At 70.1% G+C, this 14,959-nt stretch carries 12 protein-coding genes; 6 read left to right on the top strand and 6 right to left on the bottom strand.

Annotation, left to right across the window (positions count from 1 at the left end; translation table 11 throughout):
* Window positions 1–49: 49 nt before the first annotated feature.
* Complete coding sequence (locus tag ACYVJS_RS08525) at window positions 50–1,408, bottom strand: aminomethyl transferase family protein (protein WP_460739522.1); 1,359 nt, start codon at window positions 1,406–1,408, stop codon at window positions 50–52.
* A 130-nt stretch (window positions 1,409–1,538) separates the two neighbouring features.
* Between ACYVJS_RS08525 and ACYVJS_RS08520 the strand changes: the two genes are divergently transcribed.
* Window positions 1,539–2,465: a LysR family transcriptional regulator gene (locus tag ACYVJS_RS08520; protein WP_460739521.1), complete on the top strand. Its 927-nt coding sequence runs from the start codon at window positions 1,539–1,541 to the stop codon at window positions 2,463–2,465.
* A gap of 110 nt (window positions 2,466–2,575) precedes the next feature.
* Here the strand turns inward: ACYVJS_RS08520 and ligM are convergent, their stop codons facing one another.
* The gene (gene ligM, locus ACYVJS_RS08515) at window positions 2,576–3,979 is read right to left on the bottom strand and encodes a vanillate/3-O-methylgallate O-demethylase (RefSeq protein WP_460739520.1); all 1,404 of its coding nucleotides are present in this window, start codon (window positions 3,977–3,979) and stop codon (window positions 2,576–2,578) included.
* A 210-nt stretch (window positions 3,980–4,189) separates the two neighbouring features.
* Between ligM and ACYVJS_RS08510 the strand changes: the two genes are divergently transcribed.
* The 4 genes from ACYVJS_RS08510 to ACYVJS_RS08495 are packed head-to-tail and all read left to right on the top strand — an operon-like array spanning window position 4,190 to window position 7,745.
* Complete coding sequence (locus tag ACYVJS_RS08510) at window positions 4,190–4,945, top strand: PIG-L deacetylase family protein (RefSeq protein WP_460739519.1); 756 nt, start codon at window positions 4,190–4,192, stop codon at window positions 4,943–4,945.
* On the top strand, window positions 4,942–5,649 hold the full coding sequence (locus tag ACYVJS_RS08505) for a 4-carboxy-4-hydroxy-2-oxoadipate aldolase/oxaloacetate decarboxylase (RefSeq protein WP_460739518.1): 708 nt from the start codon (window positions 4,942–4,944) through the stop codon (window positions 5,647–5,649). Before ACYVJS_RS08510 ends, ACYVJS_RS08505 begins: the two co-directional genes overlap by 4 nt.
* Window positions 5,636–6,709, top strand: a complete 1,074-nt coding sequence (locus ACYVJS_RS08500) for a PrpF domain-containing protein (protein WP_460739517.1) — start codon at window positions 5,636–5,638, stop codon at window positions 6,707–6,709. Before ACYVJS_RS08505 ends, ACYVJS_RS08500 begins: the two co-directional genes overlap by 14 nt.
* Before the next feature lie 19 nt (window positions 6,710–6,728).
* A complete protein-coding gene (locus tag ACYVJS_RS08495) occupies window positions 6,729–7,745 on the top strand; it encodes a VOC family protein (protein ID WP_460739516.1) in 1,017 nt (338 codons plus the stop codon).
* Between the two features lie 6 nt (window positions 7,746–7,751).
* On the opposite strand, the gene ACYVJS_RS08490 is transcribed toward ACYVJS_RS08495, so the two are convergent.
* The 3 genes from ACYVJS_RS08490 to ACYVJS_RS08480 form a co-directional block, all read right to left on the bottom strand.
* Entirely contained in the window at window positions 7,752–8,864 is a 1,113-nt protein-coding gene (locus ACYVJS_RS08490; protein ID WP_460739515.1) for a 5-methyltetrahydropteroyltriglutamate--homocysteine S-methyltransferase, read from the bottom strand.
* Between the two features lie 121 nt (window positions 8,865–8,985).
* Window positions 8,986–11,787 (bottom strand): DUF6351 family protein, encoded by a 2,802-nt coding sequence (locus tag ACYVJS_RS08485; RefSeq protein WP_460739514.1) that lies wholly within the window; start codon window positions 11,785–11,787, stop codon window positions 8,986–8,988.
* Between the two features lie 113 nt (window positions 11,788–11,900).
* A complete protein-coding gene (locus ACYVJS_RS08480; RefSeq protein WP_460739513.1) occupies window positions 11,901–12,776 on the bottom strand; it encodes a PaaX family transcriptional regulator in 876 nt (291 codons plus the stop codon).
* A 129-nt stretch (window positions 12,777–12,905) separates the two neighbouring features.
* Here ACYVJS_RS08480 and ACYVJS_RS08475 point away from each other — a divergent pair, with 129 nt between their 5' ends.
* Window positions 12,906–14,006 carry a leucine-rich repeat protein gene (locus ACYVJS_RS08475; RefSeq protein ID WP_460739512.1) on the top strand — a complete coding sequence of 367 codons (1,101 nt, stop codon included), beginning with the start codon at window positions 12,906–12,908 and terminating at the stop codon, window positions 14,004–14,006.
* On the opposite strand, the gene ACYVJS_RS08470 is transcribed toward ACYVJS_RS08475, so the two are convergent.
* Entirely contained in the window at window positions 13,987–14,907 is a 921-nt protein-coding gene (locus ACYVJS_RS08470) for a serine hydrolase (RefSeq protein WP_243226463.1), read from the bottom strand. The genes ACYVJS_RS08475 and ACYVJS_RS08470 overlap by 20 nt on opposite strands.
* Window positions 14,908–14,959: the final 52 nt, after the last annotated feature.

The following is a 14,959-nucleotide window of genomic DNA, read 5'->3' as shown; positions in this document are numbered from 1 at the left end:
CGGATGCGGAACGGGCCGCGCGAGGGTGCGACCCACCCCGCCCGCCCCCTCACCCGGCGCGGTAGTTCTCCCGGGCGAAGCGGGAGTAGGGCGCGGGGGCGACCGTCGCGCGGATCTCGACCTGCCGGTGACGCTCGACGGCGGGCTTGGCGGAGTTGGGATCCTCGCCCCACGTCAACACCACCTGGGTTCCGGGCTCCGCGTGCGAGGCGGCGATGCTCGCGAGCGACACGAAGGCCTGCTCGTTCGTGATGTAACCGCAGTCGTGGGAGATGCCCACATCCACGCCGTCGGCTCGCACGCGATCAACTTGATACAGGCCGTATCGCGCCTTCGGGAAGTCGATGTACTTCGCCGGCAACCCCTCCTCGACGAGGGAGCGCTGCGCGGCCGCGAGGTCGTCGGGGTTCCAGACGAGCGTCACCTTCACCCGCTGCTCGGCGGCGGCGTGCGCCTCGAGCGCCGCGCGGCCGATGAAGTCGTGATCGAACGCGACGCTGCGGCCGTACCCGAGGTCGTACGGCGTGAAGTAGTAGTCCTCGATGCGGTCGGACACGAAGCTGCCGGCGAGAGAGCCGAGGCGTGCGGCGGGCAGCCACGCGAGGTAGTCCTCCATCTGCTCGCCCGAGAAGATGGCCGGCAGCGGCGAGGGGACCCACGCCGACTCGAGGTTCGCGGATGAGTACGCCTTCGCCCCCACGAGCACGAGGTCGAACTCCTCCCCCGCCGCGATGATCGCCTCGCGGATGCGGGCGCCGTCCGCCCACGGCCCGAACAGCTCGAATCCGGGCTGACCGGCCATGCCGTGCCGCAGCGAGCGAACGGTGACACCGGCGATGTCGAACGTGGCCATACCGAAGAACTTCGTGGGCGGCACGGGCGCGCCGGTGAGCTTCTCCATGAGAGCGAGAGCGTGCGGGCCCTGCAGCTCATAGCGGTAGAACACGGGGTCGACGCCGGGCTCGCGCATGAGTGTGTTGGCGTCGCGCTCGAAGGTGACGTCGTAGTCGCCGGTCTCGCCGATGAACTGCACCCAGTCCAGCACCATGTACCAGCCCACGAGATCGAACACCTGCTCCTCGAGGTGGAACAGGATGGCGTCGCCGATGAGGTAGCCCTCGTGGTTGACCGCGATGAACTGCTTCGCCGCATCCACCGGGAACCGGGCGAACGAGTTCACGCCGGTGTCGCTCAGCAGCCGCAGCGCATCGGGACCGGAGATGAACAGGTCGGTCATGTGGTGCGACTGATCCAGCAGCGCCACGCTCTCCCGCCACGACCGCTGCTCGCTGCGCCAGTTGCTGAACTCCGGCGTCACCGGGAAGATCGTCGGCTTGCTCTGCGCGTTGCGCAGCAGGTCGACAGGGTTGCCCACCTGGGCGATGGCGTCGAAAGCGGATGCGGACATGTGAACTCCCTCGTTCGGACGGGCGACCGTGCCCGCATCCACAGGTTAAGAAACTCGACGGCATCGACAGGGGGTATCTCGATTACCGATACTTATGCGGAGGCAACGATGCTTCAGTCGGGAGCAGCCGGTGGATCTGAATCTCATTCGCGTGTTCGTGGCGATCGCGGAGACGCGGAGTCTCACGAGCGCCGCGCGTCGTCTCTACGTCACCCAGCCCGCAGTGAGCCAGGCGCTCGGGCGCCTGCGACGCGAGCTGGATGACCCGCTGTTCCGGCGCGTCGGTCGCGTAATGGAGCCCACCCCGTTGGCGGACAGCGTCTACCCGGGGTTCCGCGATGCCCTCGCCGCCGTCGACCGCACTCTCGACGGCGTGCACCGATTCGCTCCCGCCGACTCCGACCGCACGTTCCGCATCGCGCTGTCGGAGCTCGGCGAGATCGGGTGGCTCCCCGCCATCGTCCGGGCTGTGCGCGCCGAGGCCCCCCGGATGCGGATCGAGGTCGTGCCGATGGATGTGGCCGCCCTGCCCGATTGGCTGGGCCGCGGCGTCGTCGATCTCGCGGTGACGCCCTCGCACGTGCCGGGCCCGTTCGGGCGGACGGTCCTGAAGTCGCAGGGCTACGGCGTCGCGATGTCGGCCGCGCATCCACTCGCCGACGAGCCGCTGACGCTCGATGCGTACGCCGCCGCCTCCCACGTCGCCGTCGCCAGCGACTCCGGCGCACCCGCCCTCGAGCGCGCACGCCGCGCGCACGGGATCGAGATCGATGCTCGCATCGCCGTGAACCACCTCGCGTCGCTGCCGCCGCTTCTCGCGCGCGACCGAGATCTCGTCGCGACGCTGCCGGACACGATCGCGCTCGGGTGGACGCAGACGTGGCCCCTCGTGGTGCGGCCGCTCCCGTTCGAGATGCCGCCCGTGGAGATCGCGCTCTATCGACGGTCGAGCTCCCAGCATCCCGCCGCGCTCGACTGGCTCTTCGACACCGTGGCCCGCGCCATCCGCGGCTCGTCCGGTCGGTTCGAGGCCATCCACGGCGAGCGGACGGCCTGACATGCGTGACGCCCCCAACTCTCGAGAGATGTGGGGGCGTCACGCCGGCGCCGAGGCGCCCGGGTTTCCGGAGCGGCCCGCACGACCCCTTCGTCGCGCGGGACGCTCGCTCAGAGGCTTCCGGTGGTGCGCCACCCGCCCTGGTACTCGGCGCGCGCGGTGACCGCGTACGGCACCGGGCTGACGACAGCGCGCACCGCGATCTGGTCGTGCGGCTCGACCGTGGTCTTCTTCGACCCGCCGTCGGGCTCGCCCCAGACGACGCGCACCTCGGCGCCGACCGGCACGTCGCGGTCTACGGTCGCGAGCGACAGTCCGCGCTTCTCGTTCGCCGTGACACCGGTGAACAGCGAGAGACCGACGTTGTTGCCGTCGGCGTCGATGACCGCGTCGTAGTTCGACGAGCCGTAGTTCGCGTTCGGGAGGTCGAAGAACTGGTAGCCCACGCCCTCGCGGTCGATGACGCTCGTGAGGATCTTGGCCAGGTCCTCGTCGTTCCAGGCGAGCGTGACCTTCTTGCGCTGGGTCTCCGGGTCGATCTTCTCGAGCGCGTCACGGCCGATGAAGTCGTGGTCGAACTTCACGAACGAGCCGTAGCCGAGCTCCCACGGGTTCAGGTAGTAGTCCTCGATGTTCTGCGAGACGAACGATCCCGCGAGCGCGTTGATCGCCTCGTAGCTGTTGGCGGGCAGCCACTCGCGGTACGCGCGCTCGCCCTCGCCCGTGTAGATCGCCGGCAGCGGCGACGGGATCCACCCCGACTCGAGCGTGTTCGAGGAGTAGGCGCGCGAGCCGCAGGGCTCGATGCCGAACTCGCGTCCCGCCTCGAGCACGGCATCGCGGATCTTCTGGTGCTGCGCGTACGGTCCCCAGATCTCGAGACCGGGAGCGCCCGCCATCCCGTGGCGGAGGGTGCGCACCTTCTCACCGGCGATCGTCATCTCTCCCATGTGGAAGAAGCGCACCTTCTCGAGCGGGCCGCCGTTGAGCTTCTCGATGATGTCCCAGGCATTCGGGCCCTGGATCTGGAAGCGGTAGTAGTCGCGGTGCACGGCGGCGCCGTAGGGACGCGAGGGCGAGCGGTCGTCGTAGCGGAACTCGACATCGTAGCCGCCGGTCTCCGCGTGGAACTGCAGCCAGTTGGCGCCCGGCGCACGGCCCACGTAGACGTACTCGTTCTCGGCCTCGTGGAACAGGATGCCGTCGCCGATGACGCCGCCGTTGGATGCGGTCGGCACGAACTGCTTGGCGGTGTTCAGCGGGAAGTTCGCGAACGAGTTGATTCCGGTGTCGCTCAGCAGCTTGAGCGCATCCGGTCCCGAGACGAAGAAGTTGACCATGTGGTGCGTCTGGTCGTAGAGCACGGCCGTCTCGCGCCACGCCTTCTGCTCCCGGCGCCAGTTGGAGAACTCGGCCGGCACGACCGGATAGATATAGGTGCCGAGCTGCGAATCGCGCAGCATCTCGACGGTGTTTCCTCGCTCGTCCAGCAGCTCCTGCAGCGTCCGCGCCATGATTGCCTCGACTTCCTCGTCTGTGGGCCTGCCGCGATGATAGGCGGCTTTTACCTCTGCCCATAGTGGTTTCGCGATCTCAGATTGTCAACAAAATCTTGACCATTTTGCAGCGGGTGTGATTCGCTGAGCCCACGAATCGGCACCGGCGTCGACTCCGGACGCCTGCCGTCACGCGTCGGCTCGACGCCGCCGAACCAAGGAGCGGATATGACTGCAGTCACCCCGGCGTTACTCGTGGTCAGCGCCCACGCGGGCGACTTCGTCTGGCGGGCCGGCGGTGCGATCGCCGCCGCCACCATGCGCGGCGAGCGCGCCACGGTGGTCTGCCTGAGCTTCGGCGAGCGCGGCGAGTCCGCGAGTCAATGGCTGGCAGGAAAGTCGCTGGAGGAGATCAAGGAGATCCGTCGGGCCGAGGCGGAGGCGGCCGCATCCGCGCTCGGCGCCGACATCGAGTTCCTCGATCTGGGCGACTACCCGCTGCGGGAGTCGCCCGAGGCGGTCGCACGGCTGGTCGATGTCTACCGCCGCGTGCAGCCCACCGTCGTGCTCACGCATCCGCTGCACGACCCGTACAACGGAGACCACCCGGCCGCCGCGCGCATGGCGCTCGAGGCGCGAGTACTGGCCCAGGCGATCGGTGTCGCGAACTCGGACGGGTCGTTCCCGACGAAGGAGACGATCATCGGCGCCCCGCCGGTGTTCTTCTTCGAACCGCACCAGCCCGAGCAGTGCGGCTTCGTGCCCGACGTGCTGCTGGACATCACCGGAGCGTTCGACAAGAAGCGCGCCGCGATGGAGTGCCTGCCCGCGCAGAAGCACATGTGGTCGTACTACAGCGATCTGGCGGTGCGCCGCGGCGTGCAGGTCAAACGCAACGCGGGCCCGAACCTCGGCCTCGCCCACGAGACGATGGGCGAGGCGTACATGCGCTACTTCCCGCAGGTCACCGGAGTGCTCGAATGAGCCCGCACGCCGTCGTCACCGACATCGAGCGCGCAGACGCCGACCTGGTCGACGCCTTCGCCGCGCTGGGTTCGGCGACCGTGCACGAAGCGCTCGGCCGCACCGGGTACGCCGGAAGCGCCATCCGCCCCATCCAGCAGGGATCGGCGATCGCCGGCAGCGCCGTCACCGTCCTCACCGCGCCCGGCGACAACCTCATGGTGCATGTCGCCATCGAGCAGGCCCGCGCCGGCGACGTGATCGTCGTCGTCGCCACCGGCCCCTCCCCGTTCGGGCACATCGGAGAGCTCATGGCGACGCAGATGCAGGTCAAGGGAGTACGCGGCTACGTCACCTCCGCCGGGGTGCGCGACACCGCCGAACTGCGCGCGATGGGCTTCCCCGCATGGAGCCGCTACGTCTCGGCGCAGGGGTGCCTGCGCGACAGCCCGGGCTCGGTCAACGTTCCGGTGATCCTCGACGGCGTCATCGTCGAGCCCGGCGACATCGTGGTCGCCGACGACGACGGCGTGACCGTCGTTCCGCGGATGCGGGCGGCAGCCGTTCTCGATGCGGCGCGCTCCCGGGCGGCGCGCGAGGCGACCAACCGCGCGAAGTACGAAGCCGGGGCCAGCTCCATGGACATCAATGGCCTGCGGTCGGCCGTCGCAGAGCTCGGCATCGCCTACGTGCCCCAGGCGGAGCGGCGCGATGCCGACTCCTGATCCGGTGCGGGACGGCATCCGCTGCCTGCTCATGCGCGGCGGCACCTCCAAGGGCGCCTTCTTCCTCCCTGAGGACCTCCCCGCCGACCCGTCTGAGCGGGACGACCTGCTGCTGCGGATCATGGGCAGTCCCGACCCGGCACAGATCGACGGACTGGGCGGCGCGCATCCGCTGACATCGAAGGTCGCCGTCGTCGAACGCTCGAGCGATCCCGATTGCGACATCGACTATCTCTTCCTCCAGGTGGGCGTGGATGAGCCCGTCGTCGCCGATGCGCAGACGTGCGGCAACCTACTGGCCGCGGTCGGCCCGTTCGCGATCGAACGCGGCCTCGTCGCGGCGGATGCGGACGAGACCGTCGTGCGCATCCGCCTGCTCAACACGGGCGACATCGCCGAGTCTCGCTTCGCCACTCCGGACGGGCGAGTCGACTACGACGGCGACGAGGCGATCGCGGGGGTGCCGGGCACGGCCGGCCGGATCGCGCTGACCACCCGCGGGCAGAAGCCGCTGCTTCCCACCGGGGCGCCGACGGACGAGATCGCGGGTCGCCGCGTCACCCTCGTCGACAACGGGATGCCGGTCGTGCTGATGGATGCCGCCGAGTTCGACGTCACCGGAGACGAGAGCCCGGAAGAGCTGGAGTCCCGCGGCGCGCTCCGCGAGCGGATCGAGGCGATCCGCCGGACGGCGGGCCCGCTCTTCGGCCTGGGCGATGTGTCGGCCCAGACCGTCCCGAAGATGTTCCTGCTGTCGCCGCCGCGCCACGGCGGCGCGGTCGGCACGCGTGCGTTCATCCCCGCGCGGGTGCACCCGACGATCGGGGTGCTGATGGCCGCATCCGTCGCCGCCGGCATTCGCATCCCGGGCGCCGTCGGCTCCGCGTTCGCCGTGCTCGACGACGGGGAACAGACGCTCATCGAACACCCCGGCGGCACCTTCGCCGCCACCGTCGCCGTCACCGGCGACGCCGCTTCCGGCTGGCGCGCGAGCTCGTCGTCGGTCCGCACCGCACGAAAGATCTTCGACGGACTCGTCTTCCCGAGACCCCGCCGCTGACTGTCAGAGAGGACACACCATGGCAACGCGCGACAACTTCGACCTCGCACACCTGGGCGGCGTCGAGCTGTTCACCCCGGTCTTCGAGGAGAGCCTGCACTTCTTCCGCGACCTGCTCGCAATGCGGGAGGTCGCCCGCATCGGCGACTCCGCGTACCTGCGCTGCTGGGACGAGTACCAGCTCTACACGCTCAAGCTCACCGCATCCGACACCAACGGCGTGGGCCGCACGCTCTTCCGCGTCACGAGCCCCGAGGCCCTGGAGCGTCGCGTCGCGGCCATCGAGGCGGCCGGCCTCGGCCACGGCTGGCGCGAGCCCGAGGTGGGCGTCGGCCGCTCGTACGAGTTCGAGGATCCCGACGGCCACCTCATGGGCGTCTACTACGACACCGAGCACTACGTGCCCGACGACGAGGACCGCCCGGCGCTGAAGAACCAGGCGTCCGCGTTCCCCGGGCGAGGCGTCAATGCCCGCCGGATGGACCACATCAACTACCTCGCCAGCGACGTGACGAAGGCGGGTGAGTTCTGGCGCGATGTCATGGGCGCCCGCGAGTCCGAGCGGGTGCGGCTGGACGGCGGCGGGTACGCGGCCTGGTGGTTCCGGTTCCAGCAGAAGTCGTACGACGTCGTCTACAGCGAGGACTGGACCGGCGAGCACGGCCGTTTTCACCACTTCGCGCTCGCCCCCGACACCCGCGAGGACATCCTCAAGGCCGCCGACATCTTCCTCGAGAACGGCGTGCACATCGAGTTCGGCCCCTACAAGCACGCCATCAACCAGACGTTCTTCATCTACGTGTGGGAGCCGGGCGGCAACCGCATCGAGCTCGCCAACGCCGGCGCGCGCCTCATCCTCGACCCGGACTGGCCGGTCGTGGAGTGGTCGCAGGCCGAGCGGGCCAAGGGCCAGGCGTGGGGTGCGAAGACTGTGCCGACCTTCCACACGCACGGCACGCCGTTCCTGGCGAACCAGGCCGAGATCGACGAGGCGGCGATGAAGGGCGAGCCGATCCCCGCGCCGCAGAAGCGCTGAGCCCGCTCAGCCCCAGACGGATGCGGCGATGTCGACGACGGCGCGCACCTTCGCCCACTGCTGATCCTCGGTGAGCTCGTTGCCCTCCTCCGTGGAGGCGAACCCGCACTGCGGACTCAGGGCGAGCTGATCCAGCGGCGCGAAGGATGCGGCCTCGTCGATGCGGCGACGGATGTCGTCGGCGCTCTCGAGCTCGCCGGTCTTGGTGGTCACCAGCCCCAGCACGACGCGCTTGTCGCCCTCGGGCAGGAACCGCAGCGGCTCGAAGCCGCCCGCGCGCTCGGAGTCGTACTCGAGGAAGTACCCGTCATACGCGGTGTTACCGAGCAGCTGCTCGGCAACCGGCTCGTAGCCGCCGGACGAGATCCACGTCGAGCGGAAGTTGCCGCGGCAGACGTGAGTAGTGACCGTGAGGTCGGCGGGCTTGCCGTCCAGGATGCGGTTGAGCAGGTCGGCGTAGCGCTCGGCGATGCCGTCGGTGTCGATCCCGCGGGCACGGGCCTTCTCGAGCTCGGCCTCCGAGCACAGGTACGCCCACGCGGTGTCGTCGAACTGCAGGTAGCGCGCGCCCGCCGCGTAGAACGCGTCCAACGCGTCGCGGTAGGCGGAGACGAGGTCGGCCACGATCGCCTCGCGCCCGTCGTAGAAGGCCGCGTCGATGTGGCCGGGCTCCAGCCGGAAGTCCAGCACCGTCGGCGCGGGGATCGTGAACTTCGGCAGCAGACCCGTGCCCTCGGTGATCGCAGCCAGCGAGCGGTAATGGGCGAGGAAAGGGTGCGCGTCCTCGAAACGGATCGGCCCCGTGATCTCGATGCCCCGCGGCTTGGTCTGCACGCCCTGGAACTGGATGCCGTGATCGAGCTCCACGATGTCGACGCCGCCGAGCATCCCGAAGAAGTCGAAGTGCCACCACGAGCGACGGAACTCGCCGTCGCTCGCGACCTTCAGTCCCGCCGCACGCTGCCGGGCGACGAGGTCGACGATCTCCGCGTCCTCGACGGCGCCCAGCTCGGCATCCGTCAGCTCGCCCGACGCGTGGCGCCGACGAGCGGCGGCGAGGCCCGGCGGGCGGAGGAAGCTTCCGACGATGTCGGCACGGAACGGCGCTGAAGTGCTCACGTCGCGATGCTACCGACCCGGCACGGCGTTCGGGCGACTGGCCCGGCCTGAGTTAACCCCCGTGACCGTCCCTCGTGGTGCATCGGATGCGGGGAGGCGTCGCGCACCTCCCCGCATCCGATCAGGAGCGCGCCTGGCCGCGACGCCGCGCGATCACCACGGCGCCGGCGCCGAGCACCAGCACACCTGCGCCGAGAGCGAGCAGCTCCCACGGGACCGCTCCGCCGGTCGAGGCCAAGGTGCCCGCGGGCACGATGGTGATCGGCACGCGCAACGGTTCGAGATCGCCGGAGGCGATCACGAGCGTGTGCGCACCCGCCGGAATGCTCGCCGGGATCGTCGCACGGATCGTGATCCGACCCTCCGCATCCGCGGCGGGAATCCCTGCCAGCACATACGGATCGCTCCGGATCTCGGCGGCGATGCGCTGCCCCGGGGTGAGCCCCGCGACCCGTGCGACGAAGGTGCCACCCTGTTCGAATCGACCGTCACCCACGTCGACCGTCGCCCACGACGACGCGCTCGGCGACGGCGACGGCGACGGCGACGGCGGGTTCGAGGGTGACGACGCTGCAGCGACCGGCGCGGTCGCGGCGGAGACGCGGGATGCCGGACGGTAACCCTCGGCGACAGCCGACACGCGTACCGTGAGGGCCGCGCCCTCGTGCGCCGCCTCGGGCGTGAACGAGGGCGACACCGCCCCCTCGATCGCGACGCCGTCGGCGAACCATTGGTAGCCCAGCGTCGCGCCGGGCGTCGTGCTCGCCGCAGACACCGAGAGCTCGGCACCCACGCGCGCCTCCCCCGTGATCACGGGCGCCTCGAGAACCGCATCCGGCTGTGTGTCGAAGCTCTGCCAGACGCCGGCGTAGTCAACCCGGCCCTGGCTCGGCTTCGACCAGTCGCAGACACCCGTGGGGAAGGCGGCGGTCAGCCGCTCCCACTGCCCGTCGGTCATGACGGGGTAGTCCGCGCGCACCGGCGGGGTCAGCTGGCACTTCAGGACGTCGCGAGAGAGCGACTCTCCCGCGACGTAGCGGGGCTCGGAATGGTACGGGAACAACTGGTTGCAGGTGCTCTGCGTGTTCTCGTAGTCGAGCTGCTCCGAGACGAATCCGTCATCGGTGTAGCAGCCGTCCCCGAGACCCGCGGGGCGTGCGGCGACCGTCCGCGCCCGGTCGCCGAAACCACCCATCGCGACGATGTTGTCGAGCCACTCCTCCAGCTTGTCGAGACCCGCGGTGTACATCGCGCTCGCGTATCCCGCGTCCTTGCTCGTCCAGCTGACGTGGGTGTCGGCGTTGCCGTACGCGTCGAGCATCCGCTCGCGAATGATGGCCGAACGGTACCGCTCGTGGAAGTCGCCGGTCGGGTCGGTGTAGCGACGCATCTCGATCACCGGGGTGTAGGCGAGCCCACCGGTCATGAGATTGATCCGGCCCGTGCGGTACGCCTGCTCGATGGCCTCGATGCTCGCTTCGGAGCGCGCAGAGGTGCGTGTTCCGTCGACGTCCATCCCTCCGGCGTTCTCGTTGAGAGCGACGAACTGCTCGGCCGAGATCGCGCCCGACTGCAGAGCGGCCAGACCGTACTGCACTCCCACGTTGTCGGGGATGACGCGCAGCCCGCGACCCTGGTCATCGACGCCGTAGACGTTCTGCACCATGTCGGCGATCGTGCACCGCAGTCCGTCGGGGTTGGCCTCCGACCAACGGTCGCCGACCGGGACGGCGGCGTTGCAGCCGGCGCGGGGGTTGTCGACACCGGTGAACCAGGTGAAGCCGGTGCAGGTGAACAGCTGAGCATGCCCGGTCACGGCGAGCTTCTGCGCATCCGTCCATCCGGAGCCTGCGGGCGAACCCCAGAATCCGAGCAGGTTCGTGCAGTCGTGTCCGGCGACGGTCGTGGTGCGCTCGTCCGGGTAGCCGATGTCACCCATCACGCCGTCGATGATGCCGGGGTAGTTGTTGGCCAGCAGCAACTGCTGCATCGTGCCGGCCGATCCGCCCGAGCCGATCGTGTACGTGACGGGGCCGACCTGCTCGACGACGTGCTCCTTGACCATCATCGCGGTCTCCGCGCTCGTGACGTCGTTGCAGTTCTGCGCGAACACGTTGAAGGTGGCCGAGGCGACGATGTAGCCGCGCGAGAGGAGCATGTCGTTCTCGACGCCCCCCGTGCTCGAACCCTGCCAGTACCCGACGCCGCACGCACCGCCGAAGGTGTAGGCGAGCTTGCCGTTCCAGCCCGCCGCGCGCGCTGTGTACGTGGGCGCGGGGTCGGCCGGCCCGGCAAGCATCGCCGTCTCGTAGACGGCGCGGTTGATGGTGCCGCGCTCGAGTCGAACGACATACGGCACGGTGCGACCTTCGACAGTCGCAGTGGCGACGTCGCCGGGCGTGGAACCTTCGGTGGGATAGTCCGCCCAGGCACCGCCCGTCGTGCGGTAGCGGAAGCTGACGCGCGCCTCGGCGACGTGACAGTTCTCATCCGTGGGCCCAAGGTTCCACGGCGCCCCGGATGCGGTGCAGTACATCGGATGCTGGGGCCCGGAGAAGACCGGACCGGACGCGGGATGGTTCTGGATCTCGAGGGTCTCGGAGCCTGACGCCGATCGCGCTGTGACCTCACTCGTTCCGAGGGGCAGATCCTCGACGAGTCCGACGAGGCGCCCGTTCACGGCGGTGAACGAGGAGGTGATGTCACGCCCGTCCGCGGTCACGACCGTCGCCGCATCCGCGCCGTCCACCGCGATCAGGGCATCACCTCCCGTGACGGTGTCGGCGCGACCGGAGAGCACGGTGAGCGAGAGATCGTCCGCGGCGGCGGCAGATCCGAGCGGCGCGGCGAGCGCCACCACCACTCCGATCGCGGCTGCGGCGGACGCGAGCATCCTCGCGCGAGGTCGTCGATGTCTGAGCATGCAAGATCCTCCGATGTGACGTCATCGTCATGGGGATGCCTCGTTGCGCCCCCTCGGGGATGAGAGTAGAAGTAATTGTTACGAGCGTCAATGAATCTTTACATAAGGTGTACTCAGGAAAGCCGCTGCGGCCGGACCAGGCGCGCCAACGCGGGATCGATGGCGGCGACGTGCTCCCGCATCCGCTCCTCCGCCGCGGGTCCGAGCGCGTCGTATACGGCGACGAAGGCGTCTCGTGCGCGTTCCCGCGGCCACGCCGGAGGCATGAGACGCATCGGATGGCCAGGCTCCGCGTGACGGAAGGACTGCCAGGCGAGCATGACTGAGGTGCGCAGCACCAGTGCCGCGGCGGGCGAGGTGTCCTCCGCGCCATCGGCGGCGGCGACACGCGTGAGGAAGTCGGCGTACTCGCCCTCCGCCTCGGACAGGTCCCACGCGCGCGTCGGGCTGTCGCCCGCCGTGGCCAACACACCGCGGAGCGTCGAGACCTGCCCGACGCCGAGCGAGGCGAGGGCGTCCACGGCCGCCCCGACGGAATCGAAGGGTGAGATCCACACGCCGTCGTACAGCGGGGCGTACCCCAGCCAGCGCAGCCGAGTGCGGGCGGCGTGGCGCAGGGGTCGCTCTCTCTCGGGGATCGAGAAGAGCACGGCGCTCCACAGACCGTCCCATACCGGATCCGCGCGGCCAAAGTGCTGCAGCCACTGGGCTTCGTCGGCCAGCACCGACGCGCCGCGCTCCGTCAGCGCGTGGCTCGTGCGCCGCCCCGACTTGCTCATGATCAGCAGCCCGCGGTCGGTCAGCCGCGTCAGACTCGCCCGCGTCGCGGGCTCCTTCACCCCGAGATCCGACATCGCGGCCAGCAACGCCCCCGTGGGCAACGGCTCGTCCACGCCCCACCAATAGTCGCCGAAAAGGGTGAGGATCTGGTGCGCCGGCGAGCGTTTGCGGCCGATGCTCACGGTCGGCGCCTGTCGAGTGTCGCTCACCGCCCCATTCTCGCAGTGCGCACCCGCGGATTCGCGTCGTCGCGTGGCGGCCGCGCGGTGGATGCCACCGGAGCTGACGGCGCCTCAGCAATGACCGCTCCGGGGCTGCGACGCCGATAGCGTCCGGCCATGCCCGACACACAACGCCCCGCCGCCCGGCGCCTGCGGCGCGCCCTCCAGGCCCTGGCCGCGAGCGCCGTTGCCGCCGCACTGCTGCTCGCCGCGGCGCCCGCCGCATCCGCCGCCGACACCGAGGTCAACGGACTGACGTACTCCCTCGCCGCCGGCACCGCCGCGGTCACCGGACAGGTCGTGCCGACCTCAGCCGTCGTCATCCCCCGCCAGATCACCGTCGACGGCGACACCTACGTCGTCACCGCGGTCGGCGACAGCGCCTTCGACCGCACCGGCGGCACCGCGCTCACCTCGCTGACCCTCCCGGATTCGCTCACCGACATCGGTTTCGCGGCGTTCCAGAGCAACGCACTCACGTCGTTGGCGCTGCCCGCATCCGTGCGCACCATCGGCGATCAGGCGTTCGCGCTCAACGCGCTGAGCACCGTGACCTTCGACGAGGGGCTCACGAGTATCGGCAGCTTCGCGTTCTCGCAGAACCAGCTGGAACGCGTGACGCTGTCTTCCACCGTCACGAGCCTCGGCTTCGCGCCCTTCGGCGACAACCCGCTCACCGTCCTCGAGCTGCTCGGTCCGCCGCCCACCACGTTCGGCACGATCGCGACCACGCCGCCGGCCACCGCGCTGTACCCGTGGCGATTCGGCGAGGCCCGCTTCGCGGGGGGCTACGCCGAGCCGACGTGGAACGACCTGCCCGCCACCGCGGTGACCACCGTCGCCTTCGACAGCGCCGGCGGGAGCACCATCGGCGCGCAGTCGGTCGTGCTGGATGCGGGCGCCACTGCGACGCGCCCCGCCGATCCCGTCCGCGAGGGGTTCACCTTCAGCGGATGGCGCGCCGAGGACGCCGCCTACGACTTCGCGACACCTCTCACGGGTGACCTCACCCTCACCGCAGAGTGGGACCTCGCGCCCAGCCCCACGCCGATCCCCGCGGTGTCCACTCCCGGCGTCACGGAGCTCGCCCACAGCGGCGTCGACCCGCTCCCCTTCGCGTTCGCAGGAGCCGGACTCCTGGGCGCAGGCGCGGTCGCCGCCCTGCTCGCGCGACGCGCGCGCAGGCACGGGCGAGCGGTCAGTACACGTATTCCATGAGTTCCACGCCGAGCACCCGGAAGGCATCGTGCACCCGCAACCGGTGGGCGATCGAAAGGTCGTCGAAGCACACGAACAGCGCATAGGCGACGCCTGCGCGTGGACCGGCGAGCACGCCGGCCTCGGTACGGATGCCGGATGCCCGCCCGGTCTTGTTGACGAACAGCAGCCCATGCTCGTCGTTGTCGTGCGCGAAGGGATCGAGCCCGGTCGCCGCAGCCACCAACGACAGATCGTGGCCGTGGCTCAGCCACTCGGCGACCTGCGCGCTGACCCCGGCGCTGACCGCGGTGCTGTTCACGAGTTCCGCGAAGAGGTGGGCGTATTCGCGGGCCGCACCGAGCGCCACGTGCGGCGCGTCGTCGGGGCCGCGCGTATCGCGGAAGCTGTCCATCAGAGCGGAGCGGGTGAGCCCGAGCTGCTCGACGCGAGCGCGCACCGCCGGAAGCCCCACCCGTGACATGAGCGCGTTGGCCGCGAGGGCGTCGCCCGACGACGCGGCGAGGAGCGCCACATCGATGAGCGGCAGCGCGGGCGCCTTCAGGTGCTGCCAGACACCCGATACCGCGACGGGTTCGATGCCGGCGCGGTCGATGATCTCCAGCGGATCCAGGGTGCCCGCCTCGAACTGCGCGGCCGTCTCCACGAGGAGGGGCACGACCCCGAGCCCCGCGATCGGCAGGCTGCGGAAGTCGTCGCCGGCGAGCACCGCCGAACCGAGGTCGAGGTCATCGATCCGCACCGACACCTGCGCCCCCGACGCCGCGAGCGCGTCGAGGGCTTTCAGGGTGGAAGTGAACGATCGCCGACCCGCGGCGGCGCGGCGCGGAAGTCGCTTCGCCCCCCGCCGCGAGGGCGGCGCCGATTCCGTTCCTCGAGAGGCCTCGGGAGAGCTGGGCACGGCGCAGGTCCTTCCTACCGGTTCGGGCTCGGGGATGCGGACGAGACTACGC

The organism is Microbacterium neimengense (assembly GCF_054782995.1).
Note: the sequence above shows the minus strand (reverse complement) of the source record. Positions and strands in the feature narration are given on the sequence as shown.

Excerpts from the sequence above, each read along its gene's own strand:
- ACYVJS_RS08525 (WP_460739522.1), bottom strand. The coding sequence starts at position 1,408 with ATGTCCGCATCCGCTTTCGACGCCATCGCCCAGGTGGGCAACCCTGTC.
- ligM (WP_460739520.1), bottom strand. The coding sequence starts at position 3,979 with ATGGCGCGGACGCTGCAGGAGCTGCTGGACGAGCGAGGAAACACCGTC.
- ACYVJS_RS08510 (WP_460739519.1), top strand. The coding sequence starts at position 4,190 with ATGACTGCAGTCACCCCGGCGTTACTCGTGGTCAGCGCCCACGCGGGC.
- ACYVJS_RS08505 (WP_460739518.1), top strand. The coding sequence starts at position 4,942 with ATGAGCCCGCACGCCGTCGTCACCGACATCGAGCGCGCAGACGCCGAC.
- ACYVJS_RS08500 (WP_460739517.1), top strand. The coding sequence starts at position 5,636 with ATGCCGACTCCTGATCCGGTGCGGGACGGCATCCGCTGCCTGCTCATG.
- ACYVJS_RS08495 (WP_460739516.1), top strand. The coding sequence starts at position 6,729 with ATGGCAACGCGCGACAACTTCGACCTCGCACACCTGGGCGGCGTCGAG.
- ACYVJS_RS08485 (WP_460739514.1), bottom strand. The coding sequence starts at position 11,787 with ATGCTCAGACATCGACGACCTCGCGCGAGGATGCTCGCGTCCGCCGCA.
- ACYVJS_RS08475 (WP_460739512.1), top strand. The coding sequence starts at position 12,906 with ATGCCCGACACACAACGCCCCGCCGCCCGGCGCCTGCGGCGCGCCCTC.